The sequence below is a fragment of the Mesorhizobium newzealandense genome (genome assembly GCF_042682145.1).
Lineage (GTDB): Bacteria > Pseudomonadota > Alphaproteobacteria > Rhizobiales > Rhizobiaceae > Mesorhizobium > Mesorhizobium newzealandense.
On sequence record NZ_JBHUGZ010000001.1, the window covers coordinates 100,206 to 117,035 of the forward strand.

Annotated in this window: 19 protein-coding genes; 10 read left to right on the forward strand and 9 right to left on the reverse strand. The window is 63.3% G+C overall.

Going from position 1 to position 16,830, the window contains the following annotated elements; all coding sequences use genetic code 11:
• The first annotated feature begins 13 nt into the window (after nt 1-13).
• The 8 genes from ACFSOZ_RS00470 to ACFSOZ_RS00505 all read left to right on the forward strand — a co-directional run bounded on the left by ACFSOZ_RS00470 (nt 14) and on the right by ACFSOZ_RS00505 (nt 7,342).
• Nucleotides 14-1,333 (forward strand): ABC transporter substrate-binding protein, encoded by a 1,320-nt coding sequence (locus ACFSOZ_RS00470; RefSeq protein ID WP_379092163.1) that lies wholly within the window; start codon nt 14-16, stop codon nt 1,331-1,333.
• Between the two features lie 164 nt (nt 1,334-1,497).
• Complete coding sequence (locus tag ACFSOZ_RS00475) at nt 1,498-2,394, forward strand: carbohydrate ABC transporter permease (RefSeq protein WP_379092166.1); 897 nt, start codon at nt 1,498-1,500, stop codon at nt 2,392-2,394.
• A 2-nt stretch (nt 2,395-2,396) separates the two neighbouring features.
• Nucleotides 2,397-3,263 (forward strand): carbohydrate ABC transporter permease, encoded by an 867-nt coding sequence (locus ACFSOZ_RS00480; protein ID WP_095080845.1) that lies wholly within the window; start codon nt 2,397-2,399, stop codon nt 3,261-3,263.
• Between the two features lie 4 nt (nt 3,264-3,267).
• Nucleotides 3,268-4,365, forward strand: coding sequence for an ABC transporter ATP-binding protein (locus tag ACFSOZ_RS00485; RefSeq protein WP_379092170.1), 1,098 nt, complete (start codon nt 3,268-3,270; stop codon nt 4,363-4,365).
• A gap of 5 nt (nt 4,366-4,370) precedes the next feature.
• A complete protein-coding gene (locus ACFSOZ_RS00490) occupies nt 4,371-5,483 on the forward strand; it encodes a mandelate racemase/muconate lactonizing enzyme family protein (RefSeq protein ID WP_379092173.1) in 1,113 nt (370 codons plus the stop codon).
• 8 nt (nt 5,484-5,491) lie between these two features.
• Nucleotides 5,492-5,821 carry an L-rhamnose mutarotase gene (locus ACFSOZ_RS00495; RefSeq protein ID WP_379092176.1) on the forward strand — a complete coding sequence of 110 codons (330 nt, stop codon included), beginning with the start codon at nt 5,492-5,494 and terminating at the stop codon, nt 5,819-5,821.
• Complete coding sequence (locus ACFSOZ_RS00500; RefSeq protein ID WP_379093769.1) at nt 5,817-6,890, forward strand: Gfo/Idh/MocA family protein; 1,074 nt, start codon at nt 5,817-5,819, stop codon at nt 6,888-6,890. The genes ACFSOZ_RS00495 and ACFSOZ_RS00500 overlap by 5 nt, the downstream gene beginning before the upstream one ends.
• The gene (locus ACFSOZ_RS00505) at nt 6,887-7,342 is read left to right on the forward strand and encodes a MaoC/PaaZ C-terminal domain-containing protein (protein WP_379093772.1); all 456 of its coding nucleotides are present in this window, start codon (nt 6,887-6,889) and stop codon (nt 7,340-7,342) included. Before ACFSOZ_RS00500 ends, ACFSOZ_RS00505 begins: the two co-directional genes overlap by 4 nt.
• 3 nt (nt 7,343-7,345) lie before the next feature.
• Here the strand turns inward: ACFSOZ_RS00505 and ACFSOZ_RS00510 are convergent, their stop codons facing one another.
• The 3 genes from ACFSOZ_RS00510 to ACFSOZ_RS00520 form a co-directional block, all read right to left on the reverse strand.
• Complete coding sequence (locus tag ACFSOZ_RS00510) at nt 7,346-7,471, reverse strand: hypothetical protein (protein ID WP_379092179.1); 126 nt, start codon at nt 7,469-7,471, stop codon at nt 7,346-7,348.
• A 3-nt stretch (nt 7,472-7,474) separates the two neighbouring features.
• Nucleotides 7,475-8,131: a GntR family transcriptional regulator gene (locus ACFSOZ_RS00515; protein ID WP_379092182.1), complete on the reverse strand. Its 657-nt coding sequence runs from the start codon at nt 8,129-8,131 to the stop codon at nt 7,475-7,477.
• A gap of 134 nt (nt 8,132-8,265) precedes the next feature.
• Complete coding sequence (locus tag ACFSOZ_RS00520) at nt 8,266-9,696, reverse strand: DHA2 family efflux MFS transporter permease subunit (RefSeq protein ID WP_379092185.1); 1,431 nt, start codon at nt 9,694-9,696, stop codon at nt 8,266-8,268.
• A 345-nt stretch (nt 9,697-10,041) separates the two neighbouring features.
• Here ACFSOZ_RS00520 and ACFSOZ_RS00525 point away from each other — a divergent pair, with 345 nt between their 5' ends.
• Nucleotides 10,042-10,377 carry a hypothetical protein gene (locus tag ACFSOZ_RS00525; protein ID WP_379092188.1) on the forward strand — a complete coding sequence of 112 codons (336 nt, stop codon included), beginning with the start codon at nt 10,042-10,044 and terminating at the stop codon, nt 10,375-10,377.
• A gap of 10 nt (nt 10,378-10,387) precedes the next feature.
• Here the strand turns inward: ACFSOZ_RS00525 and ACFSOZ_RS00530 are convergent, their stop codons facing one another.
• Genes ACFSOZ_RS00530 through ACFSOZ_RS00540 form a run of 3 tightly spaced genes read right to left on the reverse strand, consistent with a single transcriptional unit; the run spans nt 10,388 to nt 13,113 of the window.
• The gene (locus tag ACFSOZ_RS00530) at nt 10,388-10,912 is read right to left on the reverse strand and encodes a DUF5943 domain-containing protein (RefSeq protein ID WP_379092190.1); all 525 of its coding nucleotides are present in this window, start codon (nt 10,910-10,912) and stop codon (nt 10,388-10,390) included.
• Nucleotides 10,913-10,917: 5 nt separating this feature from the next.
• Complete coding sequence (locus ACFSOZ_RS00535) at nt 10,918-12,165, reverse strand: metal-dependent hydrolase family protein (RefSeq protein WP_379092193.1); 1,248 nt, start codon at nt 12,163-12,165, stop codon at nt 10,918-10,920.
• A gap of 54 nt (nt 12,166-12,219) precedes the next feature.
• The gene (locus tag ACFSOZ_RS00540) at nt 12,220-13,113 is read right to left on the reverse strand and encodes a fumarylacetoacetate hydrolase family protein (protein ID WP_379092196.1); all 894 of its coding nucleotides are present in this window, start codon (nt 13,111-13,113) and stop codon (nt 12,220-12,222) included.
• A gap of 136 nt (nt 13,114-13,249) precedes the next feature.
• Between ACFSOZ_RS00540 and ACFSOZ_RS00545 the strand changes: the two genes are divergently transcribed.
• Nucleotides 13,250-13,951 carry a GntR family transcriptional regulator gene (locus ACFSOZ_RS00545; protein WP_379092199.1) on the forward strand — a complete coding sequence of 234 codons (702 nt, stop codon included), beginning with the start codon at nt 13,250-13,252 and terminating at the stop codon, nt 13,949-13,951.
• A 76-nt stretch (nt 13,952-14,027) separates the two neighbouring features.
• Here ACFSOZ_RS00545 and ACFSOZ_RS00550 read toward each other — a convergent pair whose 3' ends face one another.
• From ACFSOZ_RS00550 to ACFSOZ_RS00560, 3 genes are all read right to left on the reverse strand, one after another.
• Nucleotides 14,028-15,074 carry an extracellular solute-binding protein gene (locus ACFSOZ_RS00550; RefSeq protein ID WP_379092202.1) on the reverse strand — a complete coding sequence of 349 codons (1,047 nt, stop codon included), beginning with the start codon at nt 15,072-15,074 and terminating at the stop codon, nt 14,028-14,030.
• A gap of 80 nt (nt 15,075-15,154) precedes the next feature.
• Nucleotides 15,155-15,958 (reverse strand): ABC transporter permease, encoded by an 804-nt coding sequence (locus ACFSOZ_RS00555; RefSeq protein ID WP_379092205.1) that lies wholly within the window; start codon nt 15,956-15,958, stop codon nt 15,155-15,157.
• Entirely contained in the window at nt 15,955-16,824 is an 870-nt protein-coding gene (locus ACFSOZ_RS00560; protein ID WP_379092208.1) for an ABC transporter permease, read from the reverse strand. The genes ACFSOZ_RS00555 and ACFSOZ_RS00560 overlap by 4 nt, the downstream gene beginning before the upstream one ends.
• Nucleotides 16,825-16,830: the final 6 nt, after the last annotated feature.

Sequence of the window (16,830 nt, forward strand, 5' to 3'; positions counted from 1 at the left end):
AGGGAGGATACCAATGAACAGACTGCTTTCCGGCGTGTCCGCCGGCGCATTGTTGCTTGCATTCGGTGCAGGCACTGCCCTTGCCGGCGACCTGCCCGGCAAGTTCGAAGGCGTCACCATCGACGCCAAGCTGATCGGTGGCCAGCAATACGAAAAGCTCTACGAGCGCATCCCCGAATGGGAGAAGCTGACCGGCGCCAAGGTCAACATCCTGACCAAGAAGAACGGCTTCGACATCGACAAGGAGCTCAAGTCCGACATCGCCTCGGGCAGCACCAACTGGTGCGTCGGCTGGAACCATTCGTCGTTCGCGCCGCAATATACGAGCCTCTACACCGATCTCAGCAAGCTGTTGCCCAAGGAAGAGATCGACGCCTTCGTGCCTTCGACGATCAAGGCGGCGACCATCGACGGCAAGCTGGAGATGCTGCCGCGCGCGCAGTTCGACGTTTCGGCGCTCTACTACCAGAAGAGCCTGTACGAGAACGCCGACAACAAGACCAAGTTCAAGGCGAAATACGGCTATGACCTGGTGCCGCCGGACACCTGGAAGGAAGTCACCGACCAGGCCGAGTTCTTCGCCAACCCGCCGAATTTCTACGGCACGCAGTTCGCCGGCAAGGAAGAGGCGATCAACGGCCGCTTCTACGAGATGGTGGTCGCCGAAGGCGGCGAATATCTGGACAAGGACGGCAAGCCGGTCTTCAACTCCGAGGCCGGCATCAGGGCGCTCGACTGGTTCGTCAACCTCTATAAGGCGAAGGCAGTGCCGGCCGGGACGACCAACTATTTGTGGGACGATCTCGGCCAGGGCTTTGCTTCCGGCACCGTCGCCATCAATCTCGACTGGCCGGGCTGGGCCGGCTTCTTCAACGATCCGAAGTCGTCGAAGGTCGCCGGCAATGTCGGCGTCAAGGTTGCGCCGAAGGGTTCTTCCGGCAAGCGCACCGGTTGGTCCGGCTTCCACGGCTTCTCGGTCACCGAGAACTGCCCCAACAAGGAGGCCGCGGCTTCCCTGGTGTGGTGGCTGACCAACGAGGACAGCCAGAAGCTCGAGGCCGCCGCGGGTCCGCTGCCGACCCGCACCGCGGTGTGGGACTGGGATCTCCAGCAAGCAGCAAACGATCCCTACAAGAAGGAGGTTCTTGCCGCTTTCCAGGAAGAGGCCAAGCACGCCTTCGCCGTGCCGCAGACGCCTGAATGGATCGAAATCTCGAACGCGGTCTACCCCGAGCTACAGGCGGCGATCCTCGGAGACAAGACCTCCAAGCAGGCACTGGACGAAGCCGCCGCCAAGGCGACGCAGATCCTCCAAGACGCCGGCAAGCTCTAGAAGCGGCTCCCAAGACGGCCTCCCCCATCAGCAATGGGGGAGGCGATCGCGCCTTGCCGGGGCGGGAGCGCTTGGTCGATCCACGACAGCCGTTCCGCTCTCCGGCACGGGCCTCGACGAAGAAGAGGCACCGATAGTCGAATGCAACATCTCACAGGATCCCGATGAAGGGCTTCAAGCCATCCGCGCCATTCCTGCTGCTGCTTCCGGCAATGATCGTGCTGGCAGCGGTGGTCGTCGTGCCGCTGCTTTTGTCGCTCTATTCCAGTTTCACGCCGTTCCGTCTGACGCGGCCCGAGACATTTTACGTCTTCATCGGCATCAGGAACTATCTTTCGATCCTGTCGAACACGGATTTCTGGTGGGCGTTCGGCCGCACGGTTCTGCTGCTGACCATCGCGCTCAATCTCGAGATGCTGCTCGGCCTCGGCCTCGCCATGCTGGTCGAGAAGGCGACGCGCGGCCAGCGCATCCTGCGCACGCTGATGATGTTTCCGATGATGTTCTCGCCGATCCTCGTCGGTTTCCAGTTCAAATTCATGTTCAACGACAATATCGGCCTGGTGAACAATGCCCTGCAGTCGCTCGGCATCACGCAGGATGCCATACCGTGGCTGATCGAAAGCCATCTCGCCTTCATTGCCATCTCGATCGCCGAGATATGGTCGTCGACGGCGATCTTCGCCATCCTGATCCTCGCCGGGCTGCTGGCCATGCCCAAGGAGCCGATCGAGGCGGCGCGCGTCGATGGCTGCACGCCGTGGCAGACATTCCGCTATGTGACGTGGCCGTTCGTCATGCCCTTCGCCTATATCGCCATGACCATCCGCTCGCTCGACGTCGCGCGCGCCTACGACATCGTCAAGATCATGACCGATGGCGGGCCGGCGGGCCGCACCGAGCTGCTTTGGACGCTGGTGGCGCGCACCGCCTATAGCGATGGGCGCATGGGCATGGCCAACGCCATGGCCTATTTCTCGATCCTGCTGTCGATCGCCTTCACCGTCTATTTCTTCAACAAGCTTGCCGCGGCGCGCGCGCAGATCGGTGCTGAGTGGTGAGAATGGACGAGAATTCCTCCGCCCGCCTGAAGCGCCGGCTCACGGGCATCGTCTATCGCATCGGCCTGTTCCTGGCGATGCTGACGATCTGCCTGCCTGGTCTGTGGATCGTCCTCTCGTCGCTGCGGCCAACGGTCGAGATCATGGCCAAGCCGCCGGTGTGGATCCCGCAGGAGATATCGTTCGACGCCTATGTCGCGATGTTCAGCGGCATCGGCAAGGGCGGCATCCCGGTGATCGAGTATTTCCGCAACTCGCTGATCATCTCGGTGACGTCGACGATCATTGCGGTGGCCATCGGAATGGCCGGCGGCTACGCCTTTGCGCGCTACCGCTTCCGCGGCAAATCGAGCGTCTTCCTCGGCCTGATGCTGACGCGCACCGTGCCGGGCATCGCGCTGTCGCTGCCGCTGTTCTTCCTCTATGTGCGGCTGGGCATCATCGATACGCATTTCGGACTAATCCTTGCCTATGTCGCGCTAAACGTGCCGTTCACGATCTGGCTCATCGACGGCTTCTTCCGTCAGGTGCCGAAGGACCTCGCGGAAGCGGCGCAGATCGACGGCTGCACGCGCTGGCAGGCGTTCTGGCAGGTCGAGTTCCCGCTCGCCGGGCCGGGCATCGCTTCCGCCGCGATCTTCGCGTTCCTGACCTGCTGGAACGAATTCGCACTGGCCTCGCAGCTGACCCGCTCGGTGAGCGCCAAGACGCTGCCGGTCGGCCTGCTCGACTACACGGCCGAGTTCACCATCGACTGGCGCGGCATGTGCGCGCTCGCCGTGGTGATGATCATTCCGGCGCTCACCCTCACCTACATCGTCCAGAAACACCTTGTCGGCGGCCTGACCTCCGGCGCGGTGAAAGGCTGATCCCATGGCAACCGTTTCCCTCACCAAGCTGACAAAACGCTACGGCAATATCGGGATCGTGCATGGCATCGATCTCGATATCGCCGACCGCGAATTCATTGCGCTGGTCGGCCCCTCCGGCTGCGGCAAGTCGACGACGCTGCGCATGATCGCCGGACTGGAAGAGATCAGCGCCGGCTCGATCGAAATCGGCGGCCGCGTCGTCAACGACCTGCCGCCGCGCTCACGCAACATCTCGATGGTGTTCCAGTCCTACGCGCTCTATCCGCATATGACGGTGCGCGAAAATCTCGGTTTCTCGCTGAAGATCGCCGGTGCCGCCAAGGAGGACATGGAGCGCCGCGTCGCCGAGGCTTCGGCCATCCTCGGCCTCGATACGCTGCTCGACCGCCGCCCCTCACAACTGTCCGGCGGCCAGCGCCAGCGCGTCGCCATGGGCCGCGCCATCGTGCGCGATCCCGACGTCTTTCTGTTCGACGAGCCGCTTTCCAATCTCGATGCCAAACTGCGCACGCAGATGCGCACCGAGATCAAGAAACTGCATGCCAAGGTGCAGTCGACGGTGATCTACGTCACGCATGACCAGGTCGAAGCGATGACGCTTGCCGACCGCATCGTCATCATGCGCGACGGCCACATCGAACAGGTCGGCACGCCCGACGAGGTCTTCCGGCGGCCGGCGACGCGCTTCGTCGCCGGCTTCATCGGCTCGCCGCCGATGAACCTGCATGAGGCGACGATCGACAACGGCCAGATGGTTTTCGCCAGCGGTGAAAAGCTGCCGCTGCCCGGCCAGTTCAAGGCCAACGTCGCCACCGGCGACAGAGTGGTGTTCGGGCTGCGGCCAGACGACATCTATCCGACCGGACATGGCATCAGTTCCGGTGGCGTTGCTGACGTCCACCAGATCGAACTGCCGATCACGGTGACCGAACCGCTCGGCAACGAGACGCTCGTCTTCGTCGAATTCAACGACACGGACTGGGTGTCGCGCATGCTGAACCCGAGGCAACTGCGGTCGGGCGAGCGGATCGGCATGAGCCTCGACATGTCGCAGGCCCATCTGTTTGCCGCCGACACCGGGAAGACATTGCGGAGCTGACGGATATGGCCAGAATCGAGAAAGTCGAACTGCGGATGGTGGACCTTGTGCCCAAGGTCAAGCGTACCGATGCGATCCAGAGTTTCGTCAGCCAGGAAACGCCGATCGTGACGATCACCGATTCCGACGGCGCGGTCGGCACCGGCTACAGCTACACGATCGGCACCGGCGGCTCGTCTGTGATGCGACTGCTGTCCGACCATCTGGCGCCGCGCCTGATCGGTCGCGACGCCGACATGATCGAGGCGATCTGGCACGATCTCGAATTCGCCACGCATGCCACGACGATCGGTGCGATCACAGCCATCGCGATCGCCGCGATCGACACCGCGCTGTGGGATCTGCGGGCGAAGAAACAGAACCTGCCGCTGTGGAAACTGGCCGGCGGCGCCAAGGACCGCTGCCCGCTCTACACGACCGAAGGCGGCTGGCTGCACATCGAGACGCAGGCGCTGGTCGACGATGCGCTGGCCGCCAAGGCCAAGGGTTTTCGCGGCTCGAAGGTTAAGATCGGCAAGCCGCACGGGTCAGAGGATCTCGCCCGCCTGTCGGCGGTGCGCAAGGCAGTCGGCGACGGCTACGAGATCATGACCGACGCCAATCAGGGGTTCTCGGTCGACGAGGCGATCCGGCGCGCGGCCAGGCTGCGCGAGCTCGATCTCGCCTGGATCGAGGAGCCGCTGCCGGCCGACGATATCGACGGACATGTGCGGTTGTCGAACTCGACGCCGACGCCGATCGCCATCGGTGAGTCGCTCTACTCCATCCGGCATTTCCGCGAATACATGCAGAAAGGCGCCTGCTCGATCGTCCAGGTCGATGTCGGCCGTATCGGCGGCATCACGCCCTGGCTGAAGATCGCCCACGCGGCGGAAGCCTTCGACATCCCGGTCTGCCCGCATTTCCTGATGGAACTGCATGTCAGCCTGACCTGCGCTGTTCAGAACGGCCGCTATGTCGAGTACATTCCACAGCTCGACCAGTTGACCGGCAAGCACATGCGCATCGAGGATGGCCAGGCGCTGGCGCCAGACGAACCGGGCATCGGCATCGATTGGGACTGGGATGCGGTCAAGGCCATGAGCATCGCCGAATTCACTACGGCGATCACCAGATAGGAGACGGCATGCAGCGGATGGGGATGGTTCTGGGGCTGAAGCCGGAAAAGGTCGTGGAGTATGTTTGCCTTCATGCCGCCGTCTGGCCTGACGTGCTGACCATGATCTCGGCCTGCAACATCAAGAACTATTCGATCTACCTGAAGCGGCCCGAGAACCTGCTGTTCAGCACCTTCGAATACCACGGCACCGACTATGCGGCCGACATGGCCAGTATGGCGGCCGACCCCAAGACGCAGGAATGGTGGGCGGTCTGCATGCCTTGCCAGGAGCCGCTGGCGACCCGCGGGGACGGCGAATGGTGGGCAGCCATGGACGAGGTCTTCCATCATGATTGAAGGCGGCTTCGACCCAGCCTCACTCGCCCAGTCATGGCCCAGACCCTCGGCGCCCCGGCCGATCGTCACCTTCGGCGCCGGGTCGATCGTCGGCGACGCGCATTTCCCGGCCTACAGGAAGGCCGGCTTTCCGGTCGCCGGGCTTTACGATCCCGATCATGCTCGTGCTGAAAAGCTGGCCAACCAATGGGGTGTGACGGCCTATCGCTCGGCCGAGGAGGCTGCCGCCGTCGAGGGCGCGATCTTCGACCTCGCGACGCCGCCCTCCCGGCATGCCGATGTGCTTGACGCATTGCCCGACGGCGCGGTGGCGCTGATACAGAAGCCGATGGGCAGCAACCTTGCCGAGGCAAGCAAGATCCTCGAAATCTGCCGTGCCAAGAACCTGCAAGCGGCGGTGAACTTCCAGCTGCGCTTCGCGCCGATGATGCTGGCGCTCAAGGATGCCATCGGCAAGGGCTGGCTCGGCGAGATCGTCGACTTCGACGCCTGGCTGGCTTTGGCGACGCCGTGGGAGCTGTGGGAGTTCCTGCTCAAGGCGCCACGCGTCGAGATCGCCATGCATTCGATCCACTATCTCGACCTGATCCGACAATTGCTCGGCGACCCACAGGGCGTGCACGCCAAGACGCTCGGCCATCCCAACCACAAGGTGGCGCAGACGCGTACCAGCGCCATTCTCGACTATGGCGACACCGTGCGCTGCGCGCTGTCGATCAATCACGATCACAAATTTGGGCGCCGGCACCAGGCCTGCGAGTTCCGCATCTGCGGCACCGAGGGAGCGGCCTATCTCAAGCTCGGCCTCAATCTCGACTATCCGCGTGGCGAGCCGGATGTGCTGGAAATTTATCCGAAAGGTGGGACCGATTGGGTCGCGGTGCCGCTGGCCGGCCAGTGGTTTCCCGATGCCTTTGTCGGCCGCATGGCCAATGTCCAACGTTTTGCGGCCGGAGAAGACGCGAAGCTGATCAGTCCGGTCGAAGATGCGTGGTACACCATGGCGCTGGTCGAAGCCGCCTATCAGTCGAGCGCGGCACCGGCGACACCGATCGCGGAAAGACCCTGATGGAACAGATCCAGTATTTCGAGGACTACGAGATCGGCGCTTCGCGCATAACCAGCGGCCGCACCATCACCGAGACCGACTTTGTCGTCCATGCCGGCCACACCGGCGATTTCTTCCCGCATCACATGGACGCCGAATTCATGAAGACGACGCCGTTCGGCCAGCGCATCGCGCATGGCACGCTGGTGTTCTCGGTCGGCGTCGGATTGACGGCAACCATCGTCAACCCCGTCGCCTTTTCCTATGGCTACGACCGGCTGCGCTTCATCAAGCCGGTGTTCATCGGCGACACGATCCGCACGCGCACCACCATCGCGGCCAAGGAAGACGATCCCAAGCGGCCGGGTTCGGGGCGGGTGATCGAGCGCTGCGAGGTGATCAACCAGCGCGGCGAGGTGGTGCTGGCGGCCGACCACATCTACATCGTCGAACGCAAGCCAGTTCAGAGCTGAAATTCAGACCAACTCCCATGAGCCGGTGGCGCGCGCGGTCAAGCGCTCCAGCCCGAGCAGCAGCACCAGCGGCGCCGCCACCAGGATCATGGTGAGTGCGGCACCGCCACTGCACCACACCTTAAACAAACCCTAGGATTTTCGCGACAGGCCATCTCCCTCTATCGCGCTGACGAGCGTCTCGCCACCTTCGCGAAGATGCTGCGTCAGAATGCTTGCGGCCCTGCCGCCGTCGCGCCGCCGGCATGCGGCCAGCAGGTCGCGGTGCTCCGCCTGCGAGCGGTTGCGATGGTCCAGGTTCGACAGCAGGATACGGACATAGCGGTCGGCCGCGTTGTGATGCGCCTCGATCAGGCCGAGCAATCGCCGGTTGCCGCAGGCATCGTAGAGAGCCAGATGAAAGGCCCGGTTCAGCGCGCCCCATCGGCCGACATTGCGTTCCGCGTCGATCTGGTCGAGCACCTGTTCCGCCTCATCGAGCTTCGTGCCGGCGAGGCCGGGTACTGAGAGCCGGAGCGCCTCGCTTTCGAGCAGCTCGCGCAGCGCGTAGATTTCACTGATCTCGGCGCTGTCCATCCGGGCGACATGGGCGCCCTTTGTCGGGTGAATGGAAACGATACCCTCGGCTTCCAGCTGGCGAAGGGCATCGCGAATGGGCATCCGGCTGAAGCCGAACTGCTCGGCCAGTTCGTCCTGGCGAAGCGGAGTGCCTGCCTTTATCGTGCCATTGGCAATCGCCTCGCGCAGGACATTGGCGACCTGCTCGGCCACGGTCCGCGGCCCCTGCATCACGCTTTCCGCAAATCCTCGCAACCGATGCTCCCCATTTCACGCATCGCTCAGCCTAACCGAAGGCACCCGGCATGGATATAAGTATGCTCGTATACGCGCCTGAAGCCGGACTGCGTCACGTCGCAGCCGCCTCATTTGCGGGAATTGCCTGCCCTAACGTGGCCGCTCACCTGCAGGCCGTCCTCGGCGCGCAGGTACAGGAAGCCGGGGATGGACAGCAGCGGAATGATCGCGGTCAGCAGGAACACCTGATGGAAGCGCTCCGGTGTCACGATGTGGGTTTCCCCTGCAACCAGACCCAGCACCATGGCGGCGATTGAAACGCCGAGCGAAACGCTGAGCTGCTGCAGGACGCCGCCGAGGCTGGTGGCGCGGCTGAGCTTGTCGGCCGGCAGGTCGGCATAGGACAGCGTGTTGGAGGTCATGAACTGCGCCGACCGGATGATGCCGAACACAAAGACGTAGAGGCCGATCATCCAGTGCGGCGTATCGGCGCCGATCAGGGCGAAGCCGCCCACGGCGGCGGAGCCGACAAGCGCGCTGCCGATCAGCACGACATTGAAGCCGAAGCGCCGCAGCAGCGGCGACAGCAGCGGCCGGATGAGCAAGGCGCCGAAGCTGCCGACGAATGTCAGCGAGCCGGAGGTGACCGGGCTCATGCCGAAGCCGACCTGCAGCATCAGCGGCAACAGGAACGGCACGCCGTTGAGGCCGACACGGCACAGGCCGCCGGCGAGCGTGCCGACCCAGAACGAGCGAAATCGAAACAGCGTCAGGTCGACTGCCGGCGCGACGACCCGGCGTGCGTAGCGACCGAAGGCAAGCAGCAGCAGGACCGCCGCGGCCAGCACCAGCACCGTCGCCGAGACAGGGATGATTGGCCGGCCGATGCTCTCCAGCCCGAATTGCAGCAGCGCGACGCCACATCCCACCATCAGGAATCCGGCGAAGTCGAAACGTTGCACCGCTTCCTCATGGAAATCGTCGACGAAGCGCAGCGCGGCCAGAATGCCAAGGCAGCCGAACGGCACGTTGACATAGAATATCCATCGCCACGAGGCATAGGTGGTCAACAGGCCGCCGAGCAGCGGCCCGATGACAGGTCCCATGATGGCCGGCAAGGTCATGTAGGTCATGGCGGTGATCAGCCTGCTGCGCGGAAAGCTGCGCAGCAGGATCAGCCGCCCGACAGGCGTCATCATGGCGCCGCCCAACCCCTGCAGCGCGCGCATCGCCAACAGCATGCCGAAACTGTTGGCCATGCCGCACAGCGCGGAGCCAAGGGTGAAGGTGAAAAGCGCCAGCGCGAAGACGCGTCGTGCGCCGAACCTGTCCGCGAACCAGCCGCTGACGGGAATGAACACGGCCAGCGTCAGAATGTAGGTGGTGATCGCCAGGTTCAGCCTGACTGGTGTCGTGTCGAGGCTGCGCGCGATGGCCGGAATCGCGGTGGTGATGATGGTGGAATCGAGCTGCTCCATCAGAAAGGCGATGGCGACGATTATCGGAATGATCAGTCTCAGCCTCGGGTCGCGCTCGGTGGCAAATAGAGGCTGTTCCAAAGCTGTGGCCAATTCCGTAATGCAGGCGGCTTATGTGCTTTGGCGAACGTCGGCACATCCGCTTCGAAGCAACGATCATCTCATGCGACCGGTCAGTCGCGACCCGATCGTGCGGCCTGTCTTATGATCCGACACACCGGGAAGCGGTAGCCATTTCTGCCTTGTTGGAGGTCAACAAATCTTGACCGTGAACTGTCAAGCGTCAGGACGGCGTCGTCCGAAGACACCTGCATTTCCGGTGCATTTGTGTTTCGGCGAACGCCGTCCCGATTTCGTGAAGGATCGTGTCGAGCAAGAGGTCGTTTTCTTCCCCATCTATGTCTCGCATCAACAGGAGACATCCTCATGAAAAGGCAAATCGTATTCATCGGCTCCATCGTGCTGGCGTTGGCCACGAGCGCGACGTCATTGACCACCACCGCCGATGCCGCGGTCGTCAGGCACCATATTGTCCACCACGCCGCGGCCCATCACGGTGGCGCGCATCGACACGCTGTTCGCAGCGGACATGAGCGTCGCGGCGGTTTGGCCGGTGGCGGTTGGACCGGCGACGAATGGGGAGGAGACAGTGGCTGGGTAGACGGCTACTATAATGGTTACGGCAGTTACGACGGCTACACGGGCGACTATTGCGGAACCATCCAGTGGACGCTTGGCTTCTGCGGCCCCCACGGTCTGTAGCGGTGGTCGGCTAGGGCCTTGCCGCGAAATCGAACCGGCAATGGTCGTGCCGGCCATCACAGGCGCAATGTGTCTCCTCGCACTCGACTTCCGTCGGTGCGGCAAGACCGAGCAGGAACGAGAAGGCGCCGGTGACAAAGCCCTCGAACATGTAGCAGACGCACTGGCCAACCCCCTGCCCGGCCTCCAGGGCGAAGATCGAGTTTCTCAGGCTGATCCTGCCACGGCGGCTGGCGACATCCAGCACTTCGATCGAGAACTGGCCCCAGCCGCGCTGCGACAGGCGCTGGAAATAGTGGCGGAACGTCGCCTCAGGATCGAGGCCTTTGCCCTGCACCTGCGCCTCGCACCATTCGATGGCGGATTTCGCCGTCGCCGCGCGCAGGACGGCGCGGTAGGCGTCGCGGCCAAGCGCTGCCTCGACCGCGAGATGGTTGTTCACCAGGAAGTGCCTGGGCAGGTAGACCATGGGCAGCCCGTCGGTCCGCCAGATGCCGCTCGTCTCGTCGACATCGATCGGAACCGCGGGCTGCATGATGCCTAGGCCGCTTGACGCTGCGCGGCGACCGGTGCCGACTGGTCCTTGTAGAGCTCGCCGTCCTTCATGATGACGACGAGGTTCTTCTCGTGCACCATCATGTCGAGGTCCTTTAGCGGGTCGCCATTGACCAGCAGCAGGTCGGCGATGAAGCCTTCCTTGACCATGCCGAGCTCGTCGCCGAGGCCCATCACCTGACCGCCGAGCCGCGTGCCGCATTGCAGCGCCTCGCTCGGCGAATAGCCGAGCAGGTCGACGAAGTGCTTGAGGTCGCGCGCATTGGTGCCTTGCGGCGTCTGCGCGAAGCCGTAATCGCCGCCGATCAGCGCCCTCACGCCGCGCTTGCGCAGTTCGGTGTAGACCTTGCGGCTGTCGTCGAGGATGCGCTGCATGCCGAACTTGACCGCCATCTCGTGGGTGAAACCGAAGGGCTCGCCCTCATAGAGTGTGCCGTAGATGATGCCGATGGCGGGGCCGACGAAGATGCGGTGCTTGGCCGATTCCAGCGCGTCGAGCGCTTCCTCGTCGGCGGATTCGCAGTGGTAGATGACGTCGACGCCGCACTTCACAGCACGCTTCACCGAACCGGCGGCGCGGGCATGGCAGTTGATCTTCTTGCCGAAGTCGCGCGCGACCGACACCGCCGTCATCACCTCGGCCTCGCTCATCACGGTCAGGCCGCCATGCGCCGCCGGGCTCAGATCGTCGCCCGAAATGTTGATCTTGATGTTGTCGGCGCCTTCGCGGCAGCACAGGCGCACCGCCTTGGTGATCTCCTCGACGCCGTCGGCGATCATGCCGAAGCTCTCGTGATACATATGCTGCTGGCGCTCATCGCCGAGGCCGCCGGTGACCGTGATTTCCGGGCTGCCGGCGCGCATGCGCGGGCCTGGCAGGCGGCCGGCATTGATTTCGTTGCGGATGACGATGTCCAGTCTGAGCTTCGAGGTCGCGGCGCTGTAGGCGCTGGTGAAGCCATGATCGAGCAACGTCTTGGCATTGCGCATGGTGAGCAGGAGATGCTCCTCGGGCGGGATCAAGCCGAGGTCGGAATCCTTGATCGCACCGCCGAAGGAGATGTGGGCATGGCCTTCGACAAGGCCCGGCATCAGCGTCATGCCCCGGCACTCGACGGTGGCCGCCCCCTCGCCGGACAATTGCCCAGGCGTCCGGGCGATGCTGCTGATGCGGCCATTCTCGACCAGCAGATCGGCTGGAAAGGCATCGGCGCCGGTTCCATCCCAGATCATGGCATTTCGAAACATCACTCTTGTCATGACATCGCCCTTTCGGAGTTGGCGGGGTTATTGGTTGACGGCTTGTGCCGATATGACGTCGTCGGCAACGACATTGGACAGGATACCGACGTCTTCCAGCTCCACTTCGCAGACGTCGCCATGCTTCATGAACAGCTGCGGCTTGCGCGCCATGCCGACACCGGACGGCGTGCCGGTGACGAGGATGTCGCCCGGCTCGAGCGTGATCGCTTCGCTGATGATCGAGATCAGCGACGCGACGTCGAAGATCATGTCGCTGGTCGAGGCGTTCTGGACGACCTGGCCGTTGAGGCGTGTCTGGATGCGCAGCCCCTTGCCGCCCGGCGGCAGCTCGTCCGCGGTCACGAAGATCGGTCCGAAGGAGCCGGTGCCGTCGAAATTCTTGCCGACGGTCCATTGCGGCGACTTGGTCTGGAAGTCGCGGATCGAGGCGTCGTTGAAGATGGAGTAGCCGGCGACGTGGCTCAGCGCCTGGCCGGGGGCGATGTGGCGGCCGGCCTTGCCGATGATCGCGACCATCTCGCCCTCGTAGTCGAGCTGGATCGAGGCCTCCGGACGGCGGATGGCCGCGCCATGCCCGATCAGGCTGGTCGAGAAGCGGGCGAACAAAGTCGGATAGGTCGGCGGCACGAAGCCGCTCTCGATCGAATGGTCGACATAGTTAAGGCCGACGCAGATGATCTTGCCCGGCGCCGATATCGGCGGCAGCCATTCGACCGATTGAGGATCGATCCGCCGTCCGCTGGCCAGCCGCTCGCCCGCCGCCTGCAGCGCCTGCGCGCCTTCGGCGATCAGGTCCTCCAACCGTCCGGGGAACATCGCATCGCTTTCATCGATGCCGCGGAACTCACCTTCCGGCAATGCGATTGCCAGTCCGGATCCCCGCGGCGAATTATAGGCTGCAAATCGCACTAGCCACATCCTCGCTTGTGATGGCTGGACTTTGTTCAGAAATTATATATCTGTCAACATAGAATATATTATTTTGCATTCTGATTCCTGCCTGAGATGATGTATGGAGGGCATTCGATGGACAGATTCGGCCGCGGGCGAACCAATGGCTAGGGAAGGCTCGATCAATCTCACCCAGGGCGCGTATGAGGATCTGCGTGCCGAGCTTCTGTCGTGCCGGATTGCGCCGGGCAGCCGGCTCAAGGTGCAGGAACTGTGCGACAGGCTTTCCGTCAGCCTGGGCGCCATCCGCGAGGCGCTGTCGCGGCTGACCTCCGAGGGTCTCGTCGTGGCCGAACCGCAGCGCGGCTTCCGCGCCGCGCCGATCTCGGCCGAGGACCTGCTCGACCTCACCAAGACACGCATCCAGATCGAGACGCTGTGCATCCGCCGCGCCATCGAAGTTGGCGACGTCGCCTGGGAATCGCAGCTGGTCGCCGCCCTGCACCGGCTGTCGCGCACACCCGAGCACACACCGGATGATCCGGTGCATTCGAGCGACGAATGGGCGACCGCGCATGCTGCTTTCCACAAGGCCCTGGTCGGCGGCTGCGACAGCCGCTGGCTGCTGCGGCTGCGCGACCAGCTTTACGACCAGAGCGAGCGCTACCGCCGCCGTTCGGTCTCGTTGGCGCCCAATGCCCGCAACATCAGCAAGGAACATCAGGACCTCGCCAATGCGGTGCTCGACCGCAACGCCGAGAAGGCAGCCGAACTGCTGGCGGCACATCTGGCGGTGACCACCGACATCCTGCTGGCCGCCGAAGCCGACGACCTGCCGGCGCGCAAGACGATTGTGCGGGCATAGCGTTTCATTTTCGAGTTCCTCGGACAGGCTGTAAAAACGCCGCCCGTAAAAACGGGCGGCGTTTCGCGTCACAGGCCTACTGGCGCAGATTGGTCCAGATCCGGTCATAGGCGCGGATCGCCTTCTCGTCGCATGACGGTGCAAACGAGATTTTCAGGTCGGCCGGCGGGTTGAACTCCGGCGAGCCGCCAATATCCGCCGCCAGATATTTGTTCGATCCAGCGATCGCACTCTGGTAGCCGGTGTATTTCTGCTGCAACGCGATGTTTTGCGGGTCCATCAGGAAGTTGAGGAACTTCTTGGCGTTCTCGACATTCGGCGCCGTCGAGGGCACGGCTACATTGTCCATCCAGCCGACAACGCCTTCCTTGGGATAGACATACTTGACCGTCGACTTCTGCTGCCGTGTCGCCAGCGCCTTGCCCGACCACTGCTCGTGCATGACTGTTTCGCCGGCGACCTGGCGCTCGACGATGCCATCGGAATTGTAGACCTTGACGAAGGGCTTTTGCGCCTCGAGCAAGGCATCGAGTTCCTTGAGGTCCGCCGGATTGCTGTTGCACTGGTCCTTGCCGAGATAGACAAGCGCAAGCGACATCACCTCGGTCGGCGAGCCGAACATGCCGACCTTGCCCTTGAGTTCAGCCGGTGGATCGAACAGCGGCTTCAGGCTGTCGGTCGGCCCCTTGTAGACGGCGGTGTCGACCGAATAGGACGTGGTGCCCCACACCCATGGCACGGTGTATTTCGCATCCGGATCCCAGGAGCGGTGCTGCCATTTCGGATCGACGTTCTTGAAATTTGGCATCGCCGCCGCATCGACTTCCTGGAACAGCTTCTGCTTGACGAAGATCGGCACGAAGTCGTTGCTGATGATCATCACATCGTAGCCGGCGGCGCCCGAACTCAGCTTGGCGAGCGCGGTCTCGTTTGAATCATAGGTGTCGATGGTGACCTTGATTCCGGTCTCCGCCTCGAACTTCTTGATCATTTCGTCCGACGTGTAGTCGGTCCAGTTGTAGATGTGCAGTTCGCCGGAATCGGCGAGCGCGGTGGTGGTGATTGCCCCCATTGTGGCGGCGGCCAGGGCTATTCCCGAAAGTCCTTCTTTCCATTTGGTCACGGTCGTTCTCCTCTGGTTTTGTTTCTTGTTGTGACCATGATCTTTTCCGAAAACCGGCTTCCACTTTTCGGGATCATGGTTCAGGCAAATCTGTTGCGCCGTCCGACGAGCAGGGCCGCCGCGACGAAGACGATGGAAACGGCAAGAAGGATGGTGGAGATGGCGTTGACCTCGGGCGTCACGCCAAGCCGCATCATGCCGTAGATGTAGACCGGCAAGGTGGTTGATCCGGCGCTCGACACCATCATCGAGATCAGGAAATCATCGAGCGAGACGACGACGGCCATGATGGCGCCGGCCGAGATTGCCGGGACCAGCAAGGGCAGCGTGACGCGGCGAAACAGCCGCCACTCGTCGGCATAGAGGTCGCGGCCGGCTTCCTCCAGCGTGCCGCCCATGTCGCGCAGCCGTGCCTGGATCGGCAGCAGCGCGAACGGGATGCAGAAGACGGTGTGGGCGATCATCAGGTTGATGAGCCCGTGATGCATGCCGAGCCCGGAGAAGAAGATCAACGTGGTGATCGCCACGACGATCTCCGGCACCACCAGCGGCATTGCGATCAGCGCCGTTGCGGCGCTGCGTCCGAAGCGCAGGCGGCCGCGCTCCAACGCCAGCGCGCCGGCCGTGGCGATGGCCGTCGAGGCGATGGTGGCGACGATCGCGATGGTGACGCTGTTGAAGGCAGCGTCGCGGATCGAGCCATTGTTGGCGACCGCCACGAACCATTTGAAGCTGAAACCGGCCCAGACGGTGACCAGCCGGCTCGAGTTGAAGGCATAGATCACCAGGATCAGCAGCGGCGCATAGAAGAACACGAATATCAGAGCAGTGTAGGCCGACAGGCCGGGGGTGTGCCGCCAGTCGAAGGGTTTCGCGCCATTCATCGCCGCTCCTCCTGAGCCTTGCGCGAACGGATGACGAAGACGGTCAGCACGACCACCGTCACGACGGTCGAGAGTGCGGCCCCAAACGGCCAGTTGCGTGACGAGGTGAACTGCATCTGGATCAGGCTGCCGATCAGCAGCTTCTTGCCGCCGCCGAGCAGGTCGGGCGCCAGGAACGACCCCAGCGCCGGCGCAAAGACAAGCGTGGCGCCGGCCAGCGCGCCGGGTCTCGCCAGCGGCCAGACGATGCGGCGGAAGACGGCGGCGCGGCTGGCGTAGAGATCGTGCGCGGCCTCGATCAGCCTGGGGTCGATGCGCTCCAGCGTCGAATAGATCGGCAGCACCATGAAGGGCAGGAAGGTGTAAACGAGGCCGAGCAGGATCGACCCGTCATTGTAGAGCAGCGGCAGCGGATGGGAGATGATGCCGGCATGGCGCAGGGCGCCGTTCGCCAGGCCCTCGTCGCGCAGGATGAGGATCCAGCAATAGGTGCGGATCAGCGTGTTGATCCAGAACGGCAGCGTGACGGCGAACAGCAGGATCCGCCGGCGCTCCGGCGTCTGGCAGACGATGTACCAGGCGACCGGCAGCCCGAGCACAAGGCAGATACCGGTCGTGGCAATGGCCAGATAGGTCGAGCGCAGGATGATCAGTGCATAGCTCGGCGAGAACATCAGGCTGTCGTCGAAGTCGCGCTGGTAGAGAAACTGGAGATAGGCGTCGAATGTCGCAGGCGCGGTGACGCCGCCATAGGGGTTGGCGGTCATGAAGGAATAGCCGACCGCCAGGAAGAGCGGCAGCACCATGAAGATGCCGATGACCAGCATGGCGGGGGCAATCAGCAGATAGGTGCGGTTCGGACCCATCCCCGC